Below are 17412 nucleotides of genomic sequence, written 5' to 3' on the forward strand. Positions count from 1 at the left end.
TCTCGGACGGGAAATCGGGCGGCCCGATCAGGCCGCAACGGTGCGCCGGGCGCTCACAGCCCCTCGCGCGGCGGGTGTTCCAGCGGCAGCTCGGAGGCCGGCGCCGGGGCGGGGGCCGGCGCCACCGGGGCGGGGGCCTGCAGCCGCGCCTTGCGGCGTTCGCGCCACCAGCTCGGCAGCATCGCCAGCACGCCGACGGCCGCGCCCGCGGCGAAGGCCGCGAGCACGACGATGACCATCGGGGCCTGCCACTCGGCGCCGAAGAACCAGCGCACGGTCGCGTTCTGCTGGTTGTTCAGCGCGAACGCGAACAGCGTGAAGAAGACGAAGGCCCGGAAGAGCCAGAGGAGAAGGCGCACGGCGCCGATTCTAGGAGCCGCCCGGTCAGGCGGCGTCGGTATCCCGGTCGGCTGGTTGGCGCGCGTCGACGGCTTCGCGCAGCGCCTTGCCGGGCTTGAAGTGCGGGACCAGCTTCTCCGGGATCACGACCTGTTCGCCACTGCGCGGGTTGCGGCCCATGCGCGGCGGACGGCGGTTGATCGAGAAGCTGCCGAACCCGCGGATCTCGATGCGGTGGCCGCGGGCCAGCGCGTCGGTCATCGCGTCGAGGATGGTCTTGACGGCGAACTCGGTGTCGCGCTGCGTCAGCTGCGAGAAGCGCTCGGCAAGACGGGCGACGAGGTCGGATCGGGTCATGGCAGGGACGGATCGCAAGCGGCTGGAAACGCGAAAAGGCCCGCGCGCCTGGAAGGGGCGCGCGGGCCGTGCAACGGCGAATTACTCGCGGTTGTCGAGCTTGGCGCGCAGCAGGGCGCCCAGGCTGGTCGTGCCGGCGTTCTCGCGCTCGTTGGTCTGGCGCAGGGCCTGCATCGACTGCTGCTCGTCGGCGTTGTCCTTGGCCTTGATCGACAGCTGGATCGAACGCAGCTTGCGGTCGACGTTGATGATCATGACCGAGACTTCGTCGCCTTCCTTCAGCACGTTGCGCGCGTCTTCGACGCGGTCGCGGCTGATCTCGGACGCACGCAGGTAGCCGGTGACGTCGTCGTTGAGCTGGATCTCGGCGCCGCGCGGGTCGACCGTCTTCACCTTGCCGGTGACGATGGCGCCGCGGTCGTTGAGCGTCGTGAAGCTGGTGAACGGATCGACGTCCAGCTGCTTGATGCCCAGGCTGATGCGCTCGCGCTCGACGTCGACGGCCAGCACGATGGCCTCGACTTCCTGGCCCTTCTTGTAGTTGCGCACGGCGGCTTCACCCGGCTCGTGCCACGACAGGTCGGAAAGGCGCACCAGGCCGTCGATGCCCGCGGACAGGCCGACGAAGACGCCGAAGTCGGTGATCGACTTGACCGGGCCCTTGACCTTGTCGCCGCGCTTGACGTTGGAAGCGAACTCTTCCCACGGGTTCGGCTTGCACTGCTTCATGCCCAGCGAGATGCGACGCTTGTCTTCGTCGATCTCCAGGACCATGACTTCGACTTCCTCGCCCAGCGAGACCACCTTGGACGGGGCGGCGTTCTTGTTCGTCCAGTCCATTTCGGAGACGTGCACCAGGCCTTCGATGCCCGGCTCGATCTCGACGAACGCGCCGTAGTCGGCGATGTTGGTGATCTTGCCGAACAGGCGCGTGCCGTTCGGGTAGCGGCGCGAGACGCCCAGCCACGGGTCGTCGCCCAGCTGCTTGATGCCCAGGCTGACGCGGTTCTTCTCGGCGTCGAACTTGAGGACCTTGGCCGACAGTTCCTGACCGACCTGCACCACCTCGCTCGGGTGACGCACGCGGCGCCACGCCATGTCGGTGATGTGCAGCAGGCCGTCGATGCCGCCGAGGTCGACGAACGCACCGTATTCGGTGATGTTCTTGACCACGCCGTGCACGATGGCGCCTTCGGTCAGCGTCTCGAGCAGCTTGGCGCGTTCTTCGCCCATCGAAGCCTCGACGACGGCGCGGCGCGACAACACGACGTTGTTGCGCTTGCGGTCGAGCTTGATGACCTTGAACTCCATGGTCTTGCCCTCGAACGGGCTCATGTCCTTGACCGGACGCGTGTCGAGCAGCGAACCCGGCAGGAAGGCGCGGATGCCGTTGACCAGCACCGTCAGGCCGCCCTTGACCTTGCCGCTGACCGTGCCGGTGACGAAGTCGCCCGACTCCAGCGCGTTCTCCAGCGCCATCCACGACGCCAGGCGCTTGGCCTTGTCGCGGCTGAGGATGGTGTCGCCGTAGCCGTTCTCGACGGCGTCGATCGCCACCGCGACGAAGTCGCCGACCTGGACCTCGAGCTCGCCCTGGTCGTTCTTGAACTCGTCGATGGGCACGTAGGACTCGCTCTTGAGCCCGGCGTTGACGACGACGTGGTTGAACTCGATGCGCACGACTTCGGCGGAGATCACCTCGCCGACACGCATGTCGGAGCTCTTCAGCGATTCCTCGAACAGGGCGGCGAAGGCATCAGCGCCGCTCTTGGCGATGACGGTAGTGGATACGGACATGTGGTTCCTGTGCCCGGAGGAGTTGAAGGCAGAGCCGGGCGGTGCTTGCAGCGGGGGCTGCAGGGTTCGTTGGACACACCCGCCGCGCCCGGTGGCCTGACGGCCGGAAGGGGAGCGCAGCGGAACCTGGGGAGAACGCGCGTCAGGCCGTGCGGCCGAACGGGCGGCGCTGTTGCCACCAAGCCAGCACCTGGGCCACCGAGGCTTCGATGGACAGTGCCGAGTTGTCGAGTTCCAGCGCGTCTTCGGCCGGCTTCAACGGCGAGACGCTGCGTGATCGGTCACGCAAGTCCCGCGCCTCGAGGTCCGCGCGAAGGTCGTCGATATTAGCAGAAATTCCCTTGGAAATCAGTTGCTTATGGCGCCGCTCGGCGCGCTGGGCGGCGCTGGCCGTGAGGAAGACCTTCAGCGGCGCGTCGGGGAAGATCACGGTGCCCATGTCGCGGCCGTCGGCCACCAGGCCCGGCGCGCGGCGGAACGACAGCTGCAGCTCGTGCAGCGCCGCGCGCACCGCCGGCCAGACCGAGACGCGCGAGGCCATCAGGCCCGTCGTTTCCAGGCGCAGCTCGTCGGTGATGTCGCGCCCGCGCAGCCAGGTGCGGCCGGCGTCGGCGCCGTCGCCGAAACGCAGGTCCAGACCGGCGGCCAGCGCCGCCAGCGCCGGCTCGTCCTCGGGCGAGACACCGTCCCACAGCGCGGCGATGCCGGTGGCGCGGTACAGCGCGCCCGAGTCCAGCAGCGCGTAGCCCAGCGCCGCGGCGACCTCGGCGGCCAGCGTGCCCTTGCCCGAGGCCGTCGGGCCGTCGATCGTGATCACCGGCACCTCGGCCGGCTCGGCGCGCGCCAGGCCGAACAAGGCCTCGAAGTAGTCGGGGAAGGTCTTGGCGACGCAGTGCGGCTCGAGGATGCGCACCGGCACGCGCGCGCCGACGGTCGGGTTGAACGCCGCCAGCGACAGGCACATCGCCATGCGGTGGTCGTCGTAGGTGCGGATCTCGGCCGGCTGCCAGGCCTGCGGCGCGCGGACCTCGATGAAGTCGGCGCCTTCGACGACCGTCGCGCCGACGCGGCGCAGCTCGGCGGCCATCGCGGCGATGCGGTCGGTCTCCTTGACGCGCCAGCTGGCGATGCCCTCGATGCGGGTCGGGCCTTCGGCGTACAGCGCCATCGCCGCCAGCGTCATCGCGGCGTCGGGGATGTGGTTGGCGTCCAGCGTGATGCCGGCCAGCGGCCAGCGCCCGCGGCGCACCTCCAGCCAGCCGGGGCCGGTGCGCACGTCGGCGCCCATCGCCTGGGCGGCCTCGACGAAGCGGATGTCGCCCTGGATCGAGTCGCTGCCGACACCTTCGATGCGCACCGCGTCGCCACCAGTGGCGGCGATCGCGCCCAGCGCGACGAAGTACGAGGCCGACGAGGCGTCGCCCTCGACGTGGATGTCGCCCGGCGAGCGGTAGCGGCTGCCCTGCGGGATCGTGAAGCGCTGCCAGCGGTCGCGGCGCACGGCGATGCCGAAGCGCGCCAGCAGGTTGACGGTGATCTCGACGTAGGGCTTGGAGATGAGTTCGCCGTCGACCTCGACGACGAGATCGCGTTCGCCGGCGGCCAGCGGCAGGGCCAGCAGCAGCGCGGTCAGGAACTGGCTGGAGACGTCGCCGCGCACGCGGATCGGCCGCTCCAGCGCCAGCCGGCCGCCGGCGCTGCCGCGCAGGCGCAGCGGCGGGTAGCCGGGCGTGCCGAGCTCGTCGATCGTGCAGCCGAGCGGGCGCAGCGCGTCGACCAGGTCGCCGATCGGGCGCTCGTGCATGCGCGGCACGCCGGAGAGCTCGAAGTCGCCTCCCTGCAGCGTCGCCAGCACGGCCAGCGCCGCGGCCAGCGGCCGCATCGCGGTGCCGGCGTTGCCGAGGAACAGCCTGGCCTCGTGCACCGCCAGCCGGCCGCCCAGGCCGGTGACGGCCAGCGTGCCGTCGGCGTCGTGGGTGATGCCGCAGCCCAGTGCACGCAGCGCGTCGAGCATGACGCGTGTGTCGTCGCTGGCCAGCAGGTCGTGCACGCGTGTCGTGCCGTCGGCCAGGCCGGCGAGCAGCAGCACGCGGTTGGAGATGCTCTTGGAGCCGGGCAGCCGGACGGTGCCGGCCGCGCCTGCCATCGGCGGCAGGTCGAGGAAGGGGGTGCGGAACATCGGGTCGGAAAACGTCAGCGCTGGGCCGATCGCGGCGCGCCCATCTGCCAGCCGGCACGGCCTTCGGCGGCGGCGCGGATCATCGTCTCCAGCGCGTCGGTGTTGCCGTTCAGCATCAGCTGCTCGAAGGCGTCGAGCGACTGGCGAAAGCGCTGCGACTGCTTGAGGATCTCTTCGCGGTTGGCGGTCAGCACGTCGCGCCACATCTCGGGGTTGCTGGCGGCGATGCGCGTGAAGTCGCGGAAGCCGGGGCCGGCGAGCGACAGGAAGTCGCGCCCGGCGGGCTGGCCGACCACCGCCGAGAAATAGGCGAAGGCCAGCAAATGCGGCAGGTGGCTGACGGCGGCGAAGGCGGCGTCGTGGTTCTCCGGCGTCATCTTCAGCACCTGCGCGCCGATCGCCGACCAGACGTCGGTGGCCTTCTGCACCAGGTCGGGCGCGGTCTGCGGCAGCGGCGTCAGGATGACCTGGCGGCCGGCGTACAGCGCCGCGTCGGCGTGGCCGATGCCGGCCAGTTCCTTGCCGGCGATCGGGTGCGCCGGCACGAAGGACGGCAGGCGCTCGCGCAGCACGCGGCGCGCGGCGTCGACGACATCGCGCTTGGTGCTGCCGACGTCCATGAACAGCACGCCCGGCTCGACGAGGTGGCGGATGGCCTTGAAGGTCGCCTCGGTGGCGGCCACCGGCACTGACAGCAGCACGATGTCCGAGCCGGCGACGGCCAGCAGCGCCGATTCGGCGACGACGTCGATGACGCCGAGCTTCTTCGCGCGTTCGGTCGTCGACGGGCTCTTGCTGTAGCCGATGACACGCTTGACCAGACCGGCGCGCTTGAGCGCCAGCGCGAAGGAGCCGCCCATCAGGCCGCAGCCGATGACGCCGAGTTGCTGGAACATCAGTGCACGTCCACCGGGTAGGCCCCGAGGATCTTGAAGAAGGCGCAGGCGTCGTGCAGTTCGCGCAGCGCGGCACCGACCTTGGGCTCGTCGGGGTGGCCCTGCACGTCGATGTAGAAGTAGTACTCCCACTGGCCCGAGCGCGCCGGGCGCGACTCGAAGCGCGACATCGAGACGTCGTGGCGCTTCAGCGGCACCAGCATGTCGTGCACCGCGCCGGGCCGGTTCTTCACCGACAGCACGAGGCTCGTGCAGTCGTGGCCCGAAGGCTTGGGCACCGGATGGCGGTCGGGGTGGGTGACGATCGCGAAACGCGTGCGGTTGTGGGCGTCGTCCTGGATCGCCGGTGCCAGCACGTGCAGGCCGAACTCGCTGGCCGCGCGCACGCTGGCGATGGCTGCGACGCTGGTGTCCAGCGAGGCTAGGCGCGCGCCTTCGGCGTTGCTCGACGCCGGGCGGCGCTCGGCGTCGGGCAGATGGTGGCTGAGCCAGCCGTGGCATTGCGCCAGCGCCTGCGGGTGGGCGCAGACGGCGCGGATGCCGTCCAGCGAGTTCTCGCGCCGCAGCAGGTTCTGGCGGATGAACAGGCTGGTCTCGCCGATGATGAACAGCGGCGTGTGCAGGAAGAGATCGAGCGAGCGCGCGACCACGCCTTCGGTCGAGTTCTCGACCGGCACGACGCCGAAGTCGGCCGCGCCCGAGGCGACGGCGTGGAAGACTTCGTCGATGCTCGCGCACTGCACGCGCAGCAGCGAGCTGCCGAAGTAGCCGATCGCCGCCTCTTCGCTGAAGGTGCCGGCAGGGCCCAGGTAGGCCACGCGGGTCGGTGTCTCCAGCGCGCGGCAGGCCGACATGATCTCGCGCCAGATCGGCGCGATGCTCGCGGTCTGCAGCGGCCCCGGGTTCACGGCCTTCATGCCGTCGATGACCTGGGCCTCGCGTTCGGGGCGGAAGACGACCGAGCCCTCGCGTTTCTTCAGCTCGCCCACCGCCAGCGCCAGGCCGGCGCGGCGGTTGAGCAGCTCGAGCAGTTCGCGGTCGACCGCGTCGATCTGCTGGCGCAGGCCGACGAGCTCGTCGGAGGACTCGACCTTGGGCGTCTTCACTTCGGTGCGCTGGCCGCCGCGGCGGGGGTGATGGCCTCGAAGCGCTTGCGCACGGCCTGCTCCAGCGCGCGCACCTTGGGTTCGACCAGCGGCTTGGTCTCGGCGACCAGCTTCTCACCCAGCGCACGCTGCATGTCGCCGTTCATCGACTGGAACTTGCGGTTCACCGGCGATTCGAGGATGGTGACCAGCTGCTTGAGCTCTTCTTCGCTGAAGCGCTGCTCGAGGATGGCGCCGACGGTGCTCGGCGCGAGCTTGACGGCGCGGTCGCGCACGATCGGCGCCGCCTCGTCGGCGTACTTCTTGGCATCGGCCTGAAGGCCCTGGGCCAGCGCCGTGCGCTGTTCGGCGGGCAGCCGCTGCAGCGCCATCGCCGCCTGCTGCATCATCGCCAGCGCAGGCTGCTCGGCGAGCTGGCGCGCCATGTTCTCGATCGCCGGCTGCTGGATCTGCAGGATCTTGGCGACCAGGGCCTTCTTCGCCGGGCTCGACGGGGCGGTGGCCGATGCCGCGGGCGCGGTGGAGGCGGGCGCCGGCGCCTTCTGCGCCATGGCCGGGAGGGCCGCGGCAAGCGCCAGGGCAAGCACGAATCGTTGGGTCATCACGCGTTCTCCGTGCCGGCGTCGCCGGCGCTGTCGTTGGCAGTGTCGTTGGCAGTGTCGTCGCCGGCCGCGGCGTCGGTCTGGGCGTCGTTCTCGACGATGCGCTGGAGGCCGGATAGCTTGGAGCCGTCGTCCAGCGCGATCAGCGTCACACCCTGCGTGGCGCGGCCCATCTCGCGGATCTCGGCGACCCGGGTGCGCACGAGCACGCCGCGGTCGGTGATCAGCATGATCTCGTCGGTCTCGCGCACCAGGGTCGCGGCGACGACCTTGCCGTTGCGCTCGCTCTGCTGGATCGCGATCATGCCCTTGGTGCCGCGGCCGTGGCGGGTGTACTCGCCGATCGGCGTGCGCTTGCCGAAACCGTTCTCGGTGGCGGTCAGCACGCTGACGCGCGTGCTGTCCTCGCCGACGTCGCGGGCCTCGTCGCCGCGGTCGGACACCAGCATCGCGATGACGTTCTGGCCGGGCTCGAGCGCCATGCCGCGCACGCCGCGGGCGTTGCGGCCCATCGGGCGCACGTCGTCCTCGTCGAAGCGCACGGCCTTGCCGCCGTCGGAGAACAGCATCACGTCGTGGCGGCCGTCGGTCAGCGCGGCGCCGATCAGGTAGTCGCCCTCGTCCAGGCCGACGGCGATGATGCCGGCCTTGCGCGGGTTGCTGAACTCGTCCAGCGGCGTCTTCTTCACCGTGCCCAGCGCGGTCGACATGAAGACGTAGTGGTCGGCCGGGAAGCTGCGGAACTCGCCGGTCAGCGGCAGCACGACGGTGATCTTCTCGCCGGGCTGCAGCGGGAACATGTTGACGATCGGCTTGCCGCGCGAGTTGCGCGAGCCCTGCGGCACTTCCCAGACCTTGAGCCAGTAGACGCGGCCGCGATCCGAGAAGCACAGGATCCAGTCGTGCGTGTTGGCGATGAAGAGCTGGTCGATCCAGTCGTCGTCCTTGGTCTGCGTCGCCTGCTTGCCGCGGCCGCCGCGGCGCTGGGCGCGGTACTCGGTCAGCGGCTGGCTCTTGATGTAACCGGTGTGGCTGAGCGTGACGACCATGTCGGTCGGCGTGATCAGGTCCTCGGTGCCGAGCTCGAGGGCGTTGCGCTCGATGACGCTGCGGCGCGCGCCGACCTTGGCCTGGCCGAACTCCTGGCGCAGCGCGTTCAGCTCCTCGACGAGGATCGCGGTCACGCGCTCGGGACGGGCGAGGATGTCCAGCAAGTCGGCGATCTGCGACATGACCTCGCGGTACTCGCCGATGATCTTGTCCTGCTCCAGGCCGGTGAGGCGCTGCAGCCGCATCTGCAGGATTTCCTGCGCCTGGTCCTCGGACAGCCGGTACAGGCCGTCGGCCTGCAGGCCGTAGCCCGCGGGCAGGCCCTCGGGGCGGTAGGCGGCGCGGCCGCCGGCCGTCGACTCCTCGGCACGCGCGAGCATCTCGCGCACCATCGAGCTGTCCCAGGCCTTGGACATCAGCGCGGCCTTCGCCACCGGCGGCGTCGGGCTGGTCTTGATGGTCTCGATGAACTCGTCGATGTTGGCCAGCGCCACCGCCAGGCCTTCGAGCACGTGGCCGCGCTCGCGCGCCTTGCGCAGCTCGTAGACCGTGCGGCGGGTGACGACCTCGCGGCGGTGCTCGAGGAAGATGTCGAGCAGCTGCTTCAGGTTGCACAGGCGCGGCTGGCCGTCGACCAGCGCGACCATGTTGATGCCGAAGCTGTCCTGCAGCTGGGTCTGCTTGTAGAGGTTGTTGAGGACGACCTCGGGGACCTCGCCGCGCTTCAGCTCGATGACCACGCGCATCCCGGACTTGTCGCTCTCGTCCTGGATGTGGCTGATGCCTTCGATCTTCTTTTCGTTGACGAGCTCGGCGATGCGCTCGAGCAGCGTCTTCTTGTTCACCTGGTACGGGATCTCGTCGACGATGATCGCCTGACGCTGCCCGCGGTCGATGTCCTCGAAGTGGCACTTGGCGCGCATCACGACTCGCCCGCGCCCGGTGCGGTAGCCCTCGCGCACGCCTTCGAGGCCGTAGATGATGCCGGCGGTCGGGAAGTCCGGCGCCGGCACGATCTCCATCAGCTCCTCGATCGTCGCCTCGGGCACCTTCAGCAGGTGCAGGCAGGCGTCGACGATCTCGTTGAGGTTGTGCGGCGGGATGTTGGTCGCCATGCCGACCGCGATGCCGGCCGAGCCGTTGACGAGCAGGTTCGGCAGCCGCGCCGGCAGCACCGTCGGCTCCTTTTCGGAGCCGTCGTAGTTCGGGGCGAAATCGACCGTTTCCTTGTCGATGTCCTCGAGCATCTCGTGGGCGATCTTCGCCAGGCGGATCTCGGTGTAGCGCATCGCCGCGGCGCTGTCGCCGTCGACCGAGCCGAAGTTGCCCTGGCCGTCGACGAGCATGTGGCGCAGGCTGAAGTCCTGCGCCATGCGCACGATGGTGTCGTAGACCGCGGTGTCGCCGTGCGGGTGGTACTTACCGATGACGTCGCCGACGATGCGCGCGCTCTTCTTGTACGGCCGGTTCCAGTGGTTGGACAGCTCGTGCATCGCGTACAGGACACGACGGTGCACGGGCTTGAGGCCGTCCCGGGCGTCGGGGAGGGCGCGTCCGACGATCACGCTCATCGCGTAGTCGAGGTACGAACGCCGCATCTCCTCTTCGAGACTGATCGGCAGGGTTTCCTTGGCGAACTGGGACATGCGTAACCGCGCGGCGCGCGAGCAAGAGCGGCCGGGCCGGAGCGGCCTGGCACGGGACGGGAGATTCTACGGTGCGGCGCTTGTCGTGGCAGCGCAACAGCGGGTCGAGCACGCCCAAGCACAGGGGTGAGAATGCAGGCGCGTCCGTGCCCTATGGCACAATCGTTCGCAGGTGGTAAGTACCCGGCGTGTCGGGATTTGCCCGGAGTTCAGGCTTTCGGTTTGGACGTATCGCAGTTCTGCTGCGGCTTTCCTCGAGAGGAGAAACATGAAGAAACTGAACAGGGTGGCGGTGCTTTTTGCAACCGCTGCGCTCGCCGCCCCGATCGCGGTCCTGGCCCAGGACAAGACGATCGACAACTGGCGCGCCTCGGACGGCACCGTCTGGAAGAACGGGACGAACGAGCTCTGCTGGCGTGACAGCAACTGGACCCCGGCCACTGCCGCGGCCGAGTGCGATGGTGCGTTGAAGCCCCCGGCGCCGGCCCCGGCGCCCAAGGTCGTGGCGCCCCCGCCGCCCCCGCCGCCGCCCCCGCCGCCGCCGGCTCCGGTCAGCGAGAAGGTCACCTTCGCCGCTGACGCGTTCTTCGACTTCGACAAGGCTGTCCTGAAGCCCGAAGCGAAGGCGAAGCTTGACGACTTGGCCGCCAAGGCCAAGGCCGTCAACCTGGAAGTCGTCATCGCCGTGGGTCACACCGACGCCACGGGTCCGGATGGCTACAACCAGAAGCTGTCGGTCAAGCGCGCCGACGCCGTGAAGGCCTATCTGGTCGATCAAGGCATCGAGAAGAACCGCGTCTACACCGAAGGCAAGGGCGAGAAGCAGCCGGTCGCCGACAACAAGACCCGCGAAGGTCGCGCGAAGAACCGTCGCGTGGAAATCGAAGTGGTCGGTACGCGTACCAAGAAGTAATCGCCCGGAACCCATCGGGTTCCCCGCATGAAACCCCGCCTCGGCGGGGTTTTCCGTTTGTTGCGCTTAGGATTCGAGCATGACCGTCAACGCCGACGCCCAGGAACTGGCCAAGTTCAGCGATCTCGCCCACCGCTGGTGGGACCCGGAGAGCGAATTCCGGCCGCTGCACGAGATCAACCCCCTGCGCCTGGACTGGATCGACAGCCTGGCCGAGCTGCGCGGCAAGACCGTGCTCGACGTCGGCTGCGGCGGCGGCGTGCTGTCGGAGTCGATGGCCGGCCGTGCCGCGCACGTGACCGGCATCGACCTGTCGACCAAGGCGCTCGGTGTCGCGCGCCTGCATGCGCTCGAGTCCGAGGTGATGAACCTCGAGTACCGCGAGATCGCGACCGAGGCGCTGGCTGCCGAGCGCCCGGGGAGCTTCGACGTCGTCACCTGCATGGAGATGCTCGAGCACGTGCCCGATCCGGCGTCGGTCATCGAGGCCTGCGCCAGGCTCGCCAAGCCCGGCGGCTGGGTGTTCTTCTCGACGCTCAACCGCAACCCCAAGGCCTTCCTGTTCGCGATCGTCGGCGCCGAGTACGTGCTGAAGATGCTGCCGCGCGGCACGCACGAGTACGAACGTTTCATCCGCCCGAGCGAACTCGCGCGCTGGTGCCGCGACGCCGGCCTGACGCCGGCCGGCAGCCGAGGCCTGCAATACAACCCGCTGACCAAGCGCTACTGGCTGTCCGACGACACCAGCGTCAACTACCTCGTCGCGACGCGGAAGCCCGGCTGATGGCGCGTGCCGAGGTGGTGCTGTTCGACCTCGACGGCACCCTGGTCGACAGCGCGCCCGATCTGGCCGGCGCGGCCAACGACCTGCGCATCGCTCGCGGGCTCGCCCCGCTGCCGTACGAGCGCCTGCGGCCGATGGTCGGCACCGGCGCGCGTGGCATGGTCGGCGCCGCCTTCGGCCTGGCGCCTGGTGACGAAGGTTTCGAGCCGCTGCGCGACGCCTTTCTCGCGCGTTACGCCGAGCGTCTGCTGCAGGCCACCTGCGTCTTCGAGCACGTCGAGCCGGTGCTCGCGGCGCTCGACGGCGCCGGCCTGCGCTGGGGCATCGTGACGAACAAGGCGATGCGCTACGCCGAGCCCGTCGTGCGCGGGCTGGCGCTGCAGAGCCGTGCTGCAGCGCTGATCGCCGGCGACACCACGCCTCACGCCAAGCCTCACCCCGAGCCGCTGTGGGAGGCGGCACGCCGCCTGGGCGTCGCGCCAGAGCGTTGCGTCTACGTCGGCGACGACCACCGCGACATCGTCGCCGGCCGCGCCGCCGGCATGCACACGCTGGCCGCCGGCTGGGGCTACCTGGGTTGCGGCGAGCCGATTCACGCCTGGGGCGCCGATGCGGTGCTCGAAGAACCCTTCGCGCTCTTGAACTGGCTGGATCTGGCCTAAACTAGGCACCTCAGGGACCGACCTGGCTTCGACGTGGGTGCGGAGTCGGCGCGGGGCATGCCGAGCACCAGTTCGCTCGTAAATCCACTGGAAACAAAGTAACTGCGAACGACGAACGTTTCGCCCTCGCCGCTTAACACCGGTGAGCCTCGCAACAGTTGGCCGATGGGCTGGGTCTGAGGCGGCAACGCCGAAGACTGCGAGGTCATTCACATTGGCTCGTCCCGCGCCGGGTCACTCGGTGCGGGCCTAAAACCAAGTGACTCGGGGAACGGATAGCGTGCTGCTGCGCGATCCGGGCCCTCAAACTCAAATCAGCCAGCTACGCATGTAGAACCGTCCGGCGATGGCTTGCGGACGGGGGTTCGATTCCCCCCGGTTCCACCATCTAAGGCTCCGCAAGGGGCCGCAAAGCAAGAAGGCGCTAAGTAAATCAACGACTTAGCGCCTTTTTCATGTCCGCATGAGACCGGACGAGCCCGCTTGCAGCCGGGCATCGTGTGTGTAGCTTCTGGTGTAACTGGGCCCGGTGTGTGTAGCTCTCCGGTAGAGTTACACGCATGGCTACCGATACCCTGACCGACAAGGCTATCCGCGCCGCGCTGAAGCGCGCGGCCGAGTCCGGCAAGCTCGAACGACTGCCCGACGGTGCGGGGCTGCGCCTCGACGCGCAACCCACCGGCGCCGGCTGGTGGAGGTTCCGCTACCGCTTCGGCGGCGCTCCGCGGATGCTGTCGCTCGGCGTCTACCCTGAGGTGCCTCTGGCGCTGGCTCGGCAGCGGCGCGACGAAGCGCGCGCGGTGCTGGCCGCCGGCCGCGATCCCAGCGCGCAGCGCAAGGCCGAGAAGGTCGAGCGCGCCGAGCTCGCAGCCGCGCATGCGCTGGAGGACGCCGGCTTGCCGCCGACCGGCAGCTTCGAGGCAGTCGCGCGCGAGTGGCTGGAGCTGGTCCATGCGGTGAAGTGCAGCACAGGGCACGCCGAGCGAACCCGCATCCGGCTTGAGCAAGACGCCTTCCCCTGGATCGGTCGCCGGCCGATCGCAGAGATCGAGGCGCCCGAACTGCTGAAGACCCTGCGCCGTGTCGTCGATCGGGGCGCAGTCGAGACCGCGCACCGGCTGAAGGACGCCTGCGGGCAGGTGTTCCGTTACGGCATCGCGACCGGGGCATGCGGCCGCAACCCGGCGGCGGATCTCCGCGATGCGCTGCCGCCGGTGCTGACGCGCCACCATGCCGCCGTCATCGAGCCCGCGAAGGCCGGCGAGTTGCTGCGCGCGATGGCCGACTACCACGGGCACCCCATCACCCGCGCGGCGCTGGCGCTGTCGGCGCTGCTGATGCTGCGGCCAGGCGAGCTGCGCCAGCTCGAATGGGCCTGGGTCGACTTCGACGCGGCGACGCTGACCGTCCCGCCCGCGCTGATGAAGCGGAAGAAGGCCGACAAGATGAGCGGGGCGCCGCACGTCGTCCCGCTGGCGCCCCAGGCGCTGGCGGTCTTCCGCGGGTTGCATCCTCTGACCGGCGCCGGCCGCTACTGCTTCCCGAGTCTGCAGACGAAGGATCGGCCGATGAGTGAGAACACGGTGAACGTGGCACTTCGCCGGCTCGGCTTCGACCGCGAGACGGCGACCGCGCACGGCTTCCGGGCGATGGCTCGAACGATGGCCGTGGAGCGGCTGGGCGTGGCGCCGGAAGTCGTGGAGGCACAACTGGCGCACGCGGTCGCCGGCCCCCTCGGGCGTGCCTATGACCGGACGCAGTTCGTCGACCAGCGGCGCGAGCTGATGGCTCGATGGGCCGACTACCTGGACCGCCTGCGCGACGGGGCACAGGTGATAGCGCTGCCGGCTCGCTCCACAGGATGACGAACCGCGCCAGCCGGGCACGCTGGCTCCGGCACCGCGGCGGAACCGCGGCAAGGCGGCCACCAGGGCCGCTCCCGACGCCGTCCGCCATTCGGCTTGGCAAGACGCGGGGAGGACGCGAGCCAACTACGCAGCTACTCTCGGAGGAGATACATGAAAGAGCATGGAGTCGGTGACGACTCGGCGCTGGCTTCTGGATGCGAGGCCGGGGTAGATGTCGAGAGCACCTCGTCGCCCGCCGCTGGGCTCAGCACCGCGCCTGAGAATCACGCCGCGGTCTTGCTTGAGGAAGAGCGCCGGCGCCGCGCCGACTTCCGCGAGCAAGTACTGTGGGCGTTCTGCAGGTACGCCGCGCGCAGGGCGGATGTCGAGTCTGGACGTCTCCTGCCAGATGCTCCGATAGAACCCGCGGAGCAGGCGCGAGCGCGAGCAGACGAAGAGCTTGTCCTTGCGAACTATCAGCTCGCGATTGAGGAGGCCAGGCGCCTTCTTTGCACCCGCGCGGAACGCGAGTGGTCGCACGAGTACGTCATGCAGCGCGCGGCTGAATACGAAGCATCGCTCAATGAACTCGCCGAGGTGACTCAACGGAGCTTCGATCAAGCAGTCCCCAATGACCCGCGATTCGGCTTGCAAGCTGCGTCATGGGCCAAGTGGCGAGAACGCACCCATGCATACCTGTGGGAGTGCGTCGCCTTGAGTCTCGACTACGAGCCCCAGACACCGCTGCGCCTGCAGTACTTCGTCGCGAAGCCAGATCACCCGGCCTGCAGCATAGACCGCGTCCAGATTTTTCCCCGCCTTGGCACCCTTCGACGGCTGGTCGACTTCAGCGATCGCTTGAACCACGCGAGCCGCTTCGTCCCGCCGGAGACGCCGCAGGACGCCGCTCTATTGGCCTGTGGCCCGATCGCCGAGGAGCGTTGGCGGACCTTGGTCGTACTGCGCGACTTTGCGCGGTTGGCGGTGTCGCAGGGATGGTCGATACCCCAGGGACTGAAGGAGCTCGCCGATCCGGCGGCGCCTGTGGAGGGCCGCTTCCAGAAGGGCGCGCCAGCGAACGATCCCCAGTCGACGACCTCGCCGACCTGCCCGTCACCGGCGACCGTCGCGCCAAGCGAGGCGGTCGAGACGGCAGTGCAGCGGGTACCCACGTCTGTGACGAGGCACAAGATAAAGCGCCGAGCCGCCCCGCTGGACCTCGCGTTCGAGAAGGCGCGGGCCAAAGCCGGACCGGGCGCCGCCTGGTCGGTGGTTTGGGATGAACTGGTGAAGGACGCGCAGTCGGAGAGCCCAACGCCCCCCCTGGTCGACGTAAAGGACGGGGTGGTCTTTTACGGCGTGGACCCGGCGCGAAAGCTGACGCGCGAGGCGTTTCGCAAGCGTATGGGACGGACGGCGCCCGGCCCGTAGCCGGACGAGTTCGGACGCCCGAGGACGCCCGAGGATGCCGCCGGACAGAAGACTTCGCGTCGCGCCGCCCCGCCGGTCCACTGGCCGGCATGACGCAACCGCACCATATCGGGCCACAAACGACCGGGAGCGCCCGCCCGACTCTTCCGACTCACTCAGCGCACGCGCTGGACGCGGTGCCCGCCCCGCTGGTCGACGTGGCGCTGATCGATGCCAAGGGGATCGTCGCCGCTGCCTGCGTGAGCGTGTCCACCTGGCATGAGCTGGTCCGCACCGGCAAGGCGCCGCAGCCGGTCATGCGCGCGCCGCGATGCACTCGATGGCGCGTGGCCGACATCCGCGACTGGCTGTTGGCGCGCTCCGTTGACGCGAGCGCCGCCGAGAAGGTCGATCGCGCTGCTCGAGCTGGCGCCGAGGGGGCCCGCCGCCGTCGTCAGCAGGCAGCACCGTCCACGTCGTGAGGTGCGCCGCCATGACGACGCACAAGGAAAAAGGCCCCCAGCGTGGCGAAGCGCTGGGGGCGAAGAGCCCCCCTTCCAAGGGCCCGAGGACACGAACGAACGAGGGGAATGGTGCAGGACCGCGGAGTGCAGTGCGCACCCGCCTTTCCGTCTCACCCAGGCCGATTTCGTGGCTGAGTGAAGCTCGCCCGCTGGCCACCAGCGTCCCAACTCTCGCCGAGCTGCAGACGCGCGCCGCGCGGATCGGCGCCACGGTGCGCGAGCTCCCGGGCGATGGCTTCGTCGCCGGTCGCAGGGGATTTACTCGCGAGCTGCCCGACCTTGCGTCGGCCGATGCGTTCCTGCGGCTGTTGGGTGCACCGGGAGGTGCCTGATGCGCGAGTACGCGAAGCTGTCCCCGACGTTCTGGACCGGCAAGACTGGCCGGGCGCTGAAGAGCAGGGGTATCGAAGGTGTCGTGGTGGCCGTGTACCTAGTGTCATCGCCCCACTCGAACATGCTCGGCCTCTTCTATCAGCCCGTCCTATTCATAGCCCATGAGACCGGGCTTGACTTCGAAGGGGCTTCGAAGGGGCTTCGGGACTGCATCGAATGCGGCTTCTGCAGCTACGACGAGGCCACGGAGGTGGTCTGGGTCCACGGGATGGCCGCCTGGCAGATCGCCCCTGCGCTCTCCTCGGGAGACAAGCGCTGCAAGGGGATTCAGAAGGACTACGACGACCTACCGGATAACCCGTTTCTGCGCGCCTGGTTCGACCGCTACCGCGATGCCTTCCACCTTGCCGATCGGCGTGGCCCTTCGCGCGAGCACGAGGCAGAGGCCGAAGGCCCATCGAAGCCCCATGCCATGCCCCATCGAAGCCAGGAGCAGGAGCAGGAGCAGGAGCAGGAGCAGGAGCAGGAGCAGGCCTCCCTGTCGGGGGGGCGCGCCAAAGCCCATTCGCCGCCGACCGCCGCTCCCGCCGCTGACGCGGCGCCACGAGCGAAAGTGGCGACGGCCAAGGGTACACGGCTCCCGACCGACTGGCAGCTCCCGAAGGCCTGGGGCGCCTGGGCGCTCGAGGAGTTCCCTCAGTGGACCGAGGAGAAGGTGCGCCGCGAGGGCGAGGCCTTCCGCGACCACTGGTGCGCGAAGCCGGGGAGGGACGCGACGAAGCTGGACTGGAATGCGACTTGGCGGAACTGGTGCCGTAGCCCGCTCGCGCATCGGGACGACCCGAAGCAGCCACCGGCGACGGCGCCCGGCGCACCTCCGGATGCGGCGTTCATGAACCGAGCTCGACTCGCGGCCGGCCTGGCGCCGGTTGCGGCTGACGACAACACGATCGAGATGCCTGCCTGA

15 protein-coding genes and 1 other RNA gene are annotated in these 17412 nt (G+C 69.4%); 8 read left to right on the top strand and 8 right to left on the bottom strand.

Features of this window, described 5'->3' with window-relative positions:
• Positions 1-53 precede the first annotated feature (53 nt).
• From LOC65_RS03695 to gyrA, 8 genes are all read right to left on the bottom strand, one after another.
• A complete protein-coding gene (locus LOC65_RS03695) occupies positions 54-359 on the bottom strand; it encodes a lipopolysaccharide assembly protein LapA domain-containing protein (protein WP_009858504.1) in 306 nt (101 codons plus the stop codon).
• Between the two features lie 25 nt (positions 360-384).
• A complete protein-coding gene (locus tag LOC65_RS03700) occupies positions 385-696 on the bottom strand; it encodes an integration host factor subunit beta (protein ID WP_009858505.1) in 312 nt (103 codons plus the stop codon).
• A gap of 81 nt (positions 697-777) precedes the next feature.
• On the bottom strand, positions 778-2493 hold the full coding sequence (gene rpsA, locus LOC65_RS03705; RefSeq protein ID WP_230246679.1) for a 30S ribosomal protein S1: 1716 nt from the start codon (positions 2491-2493) through the stop codon (positions 778-780).
• Between the two features lie 142 nt (positions 2494-2635).
• Positions 2636-4672 carry a bifunctional 3-phosphoshikimate 1-carboxyvinyltransferase/cytidylate kinase gene (locus tag LOC65_RS03710; protein WP_230246680.1) on the bottom strand — a complete coding sequence of 679 codons (2037 nt, stop codon included), beginning with the start codon at positions 4670-4672 and terminating at the stop codon, positions 2636-2638.
• A 14-nt stretch (positions 4673-4686) separates the two neighbouring features.
• Positions 4687-5568 carry a prephenate dehydrogenase gene (locus tag LOC65_RS03715; RefSeq protein WP_230246681.1) on the bottom strand — a complete coding sequence of 294 codons (882 nt, stop codon included), beginning with the start codon at positions 5566-5568 and terminating at the stop codon, positions 4687-4689.
• Positions 5568-6674: a prephenate dehydratase gene (gene pheA, locus LOC65_RS03720; RefSeq protein WP_009858509.1), complete on the bottom strand. Its 1107-nt coding sequence runs from the start codon at positions 6672-6674 to the stop codon at positions 5568-5570. Before pheA ends, LOC65_RS03715 begins: the two co-directional genes overlap by 1 nt.
• Complete coding sequence (locus LOC65_RS03725) at positions 6671-7276, bottom strand: hypothetical protein (RefSeq protein WP_009858510.1); 606 nt, start codon at positions 7274-7276, stop codon at positions 6671-6673. The genes pheA and LOC65_RS03725 overlap by 4 nt, the downstream gene beginning before the upstream one ends.
• Positions 7276-9972, bottom strand: coding sequence for a DNA gyrase subunit A (gene gyrA / locus LOC65_RS03730; RefSeq protein ID WP_230246682.1), 2697 nt, complete (start codon positions 9970-9972; stop codon positions 7276-7278). The genes LOC65_RS03725 and gyrA overlap by 1 nt, the downstream gene beginning before the upstream one ends.
• Before the next feature lie 268 nt (positions 9973-10240).
• Here gyrA and ompA point away from each other — a divergent pair, with 268 nt between their 5' ends.
• The 8 genes from ompA (at position 10241) to LOC65_RS03770 (ending at position 17412) form a co-directional block, all read left to right on the top strand.
• Positions 10241-10885, top strand: a complete 645-nt coding sequence (ompA, locus tag LOC65_RS03735; RefSeq protein WP_164962799.1) for an outer membrane protein OmpA — start codon at positions 10241-10243, stop codon at positions 10883-10885.
• Between the two features lie 79 nt (positions 10886-10964).
• Entirely contained in the window at positions 10965-11669 is a 705-nt protein-coding gene (gene ubiG / locus LOC65_RS03740) for a bifunctional 2-polyprenyl-6-hydroxyphenol methylase/3-demethylubiquinol 3-O-methyltransferase UbiG (protein WP_230246683.1), read from the top strand.
• Positions 11669-12331: a phosphoglycolate phosphatase gene (gene gph, locus LOC65_RS03745; protein ID WP_230246685.1), complete on the top strand. Its 663-nt coding sequence runs from the start codon at positions 11669-11671 to the stop codon at positions 12329-12331. The genes ubiG and gph overlap by 1 nt, the downstream gene beginning before the upstream one ends.
• Positions 12332-12344: 13 nt before the next feature.
• Positions 12345-12718, top strand: a transfer-messenger RNA (tmRNA) gene (gene ssrA, locus LOC65_RS03750).
• A 173-nt stretch (positions 12719-12891) separates the two neighbouring features.
• Positions 12892-14196 carry a phage integrase central domain-containing protein gene (locus LOC65_RS03755; RefSeq protein WP_230246686.1) on the top strand — a complete coding sequence of 435 codons (1305 nt, stop codon included), beginning with the start codon at positions 12892-12894 and terminating at the stop codon, positions 14194-14196.
• Positions 14197-14349: 153 nt separating this feature from the next.
• Complete coding sequence (locus tag LOC65_RS03760) at positions 14350-15609, top strand: hypothetical protein (RefSeq protein ID WP_230246687.1); 1260 nt, start codon at positions 14350-14352, stop codon at positions 15607-15609.
• A gap of 176 nt (positions 15610-15785) precedes the next feature.
• A complete protein-coding gene (locus LOC65_RS03765; protein ID WP_138938912.1) occupies positions 15786-16070 on the top strand; it encodes an AlpA family transcriptional regulator in 285 nt (94 codons plus the stop codon).
• 373 nt (positions 16071-16443) lie between these two features.
• The gene (locus LOC65_RS03770; RefSeq protein ID WP_230246688.1) at positions 16444-17412 is read left to right on the top strand and encodes a hypothetical protein; all 969 of its coding nucleotides are present in this window, start codon (positions 16444-16446) and stop codon (positions 17410-17412) included.

This window comes from Rubrivivax sp. JA1055 (assembly GCF_020966565.1).
Taxonomy (GTDB): domain Bacteria; phylum Pseudomonadota; class Gammaproteobacteria; order Burkholderiales; family Burkholderiaceae_C; genus Rubrivivax; species Rubrivivax benzoatilyticus.

What these genes read in the sequence shown, in the direction of transcription:
- LOC65_RS03700 (WP_009858505.1), bottom strand. Translation starts at nt 696, where the DNA reads ATGACCCGATCCGACCTCGTCGCCCGTCTTGCCGAGCGCTTCTCGCAG.
- rpsA (WP_230246679.1), bottom strand. Translation starts at nt 2,493, where the DNA reads ATGTCCGTATCCACTACCGTCATCGCCAAGAGCGGCGCTGATGCCTTC.
- LOC65_RS03710 (WP_230246680.1), bottom strand. Translation starts at nt 4,672, where the DNA reads ATGTTCCGCACCCCCTTCCTCGACCTGCCGCCGATGGCAGGCGCGGCC.
- LOC65_RS03715 (WP_230246681.1), bottom strand. Translation starts at nt 5,568, where the DNA reads ATGTTCCAGCAACTCGGCGTCATCGGCTGCGGCCTGATGGGCGGCTCC.
- LOC65_RS03725 (WP_009858510.1), bottom strand. Translation starts at nt 7,276, where the DNA reads ATGACCCAACGATTCGTGCTTGCCCTGGCGCTTGCCGCGGCCCTCCCG.
- gyrA (WP_230246682.1), bottom strand. Translation starts at nt 9,972, where the DNA reads ATGTCCCAGTTCGCCAAGGAAACCCTGCCGATCAGTCTCGAAGAGGAG.
- ompA (WP_164962799.1), top strand. Translation starts at nt 10,241, where the DNA reads ATGAAGAAACTGAACAGGGTGGCGGTGCTTTTTGCAACCGCTGCGCTC.
- ubiG (WP_230246683.1), top strand. Translation starts at nt 10,965, where the DNA reads ATGACCGTCAACGCCGACGCCCAGGAACTGGCCAAGTTCAGCGATCTC.
- gph (WP_230246685.1), top strand. Translation starts at nt 11,669, where the DNA reads ATGGCGCGTGCCGAGGTGGTGCTGTTCGACCTCGACGGCACCCTGGTC.
- LOC65_RS03755 (WP_230246686.1), top strand. Translation starts at nt 12,892, where the DNA reads ATGGCTACCGATACCCTGACCGACAAGGCTATCCGCGCCGCGCTGAAG.
- LOC65_RS03760 (WP_230246687.1), top strand. Translation starts at nt 14,350, where the DNA reads ATGAAAGAGCATGGAGTCGGTGACGACTCGGCGCTGGCTTCTGGATGC.
- LOC65_RS03770 (WP_230246688.1), top strand. Translation starts at nt 16,444, where the DNA reads ATGCGCGAGTACGCGAAGCTGTCCCCGACGTTCTGGACCGGCAAGACT.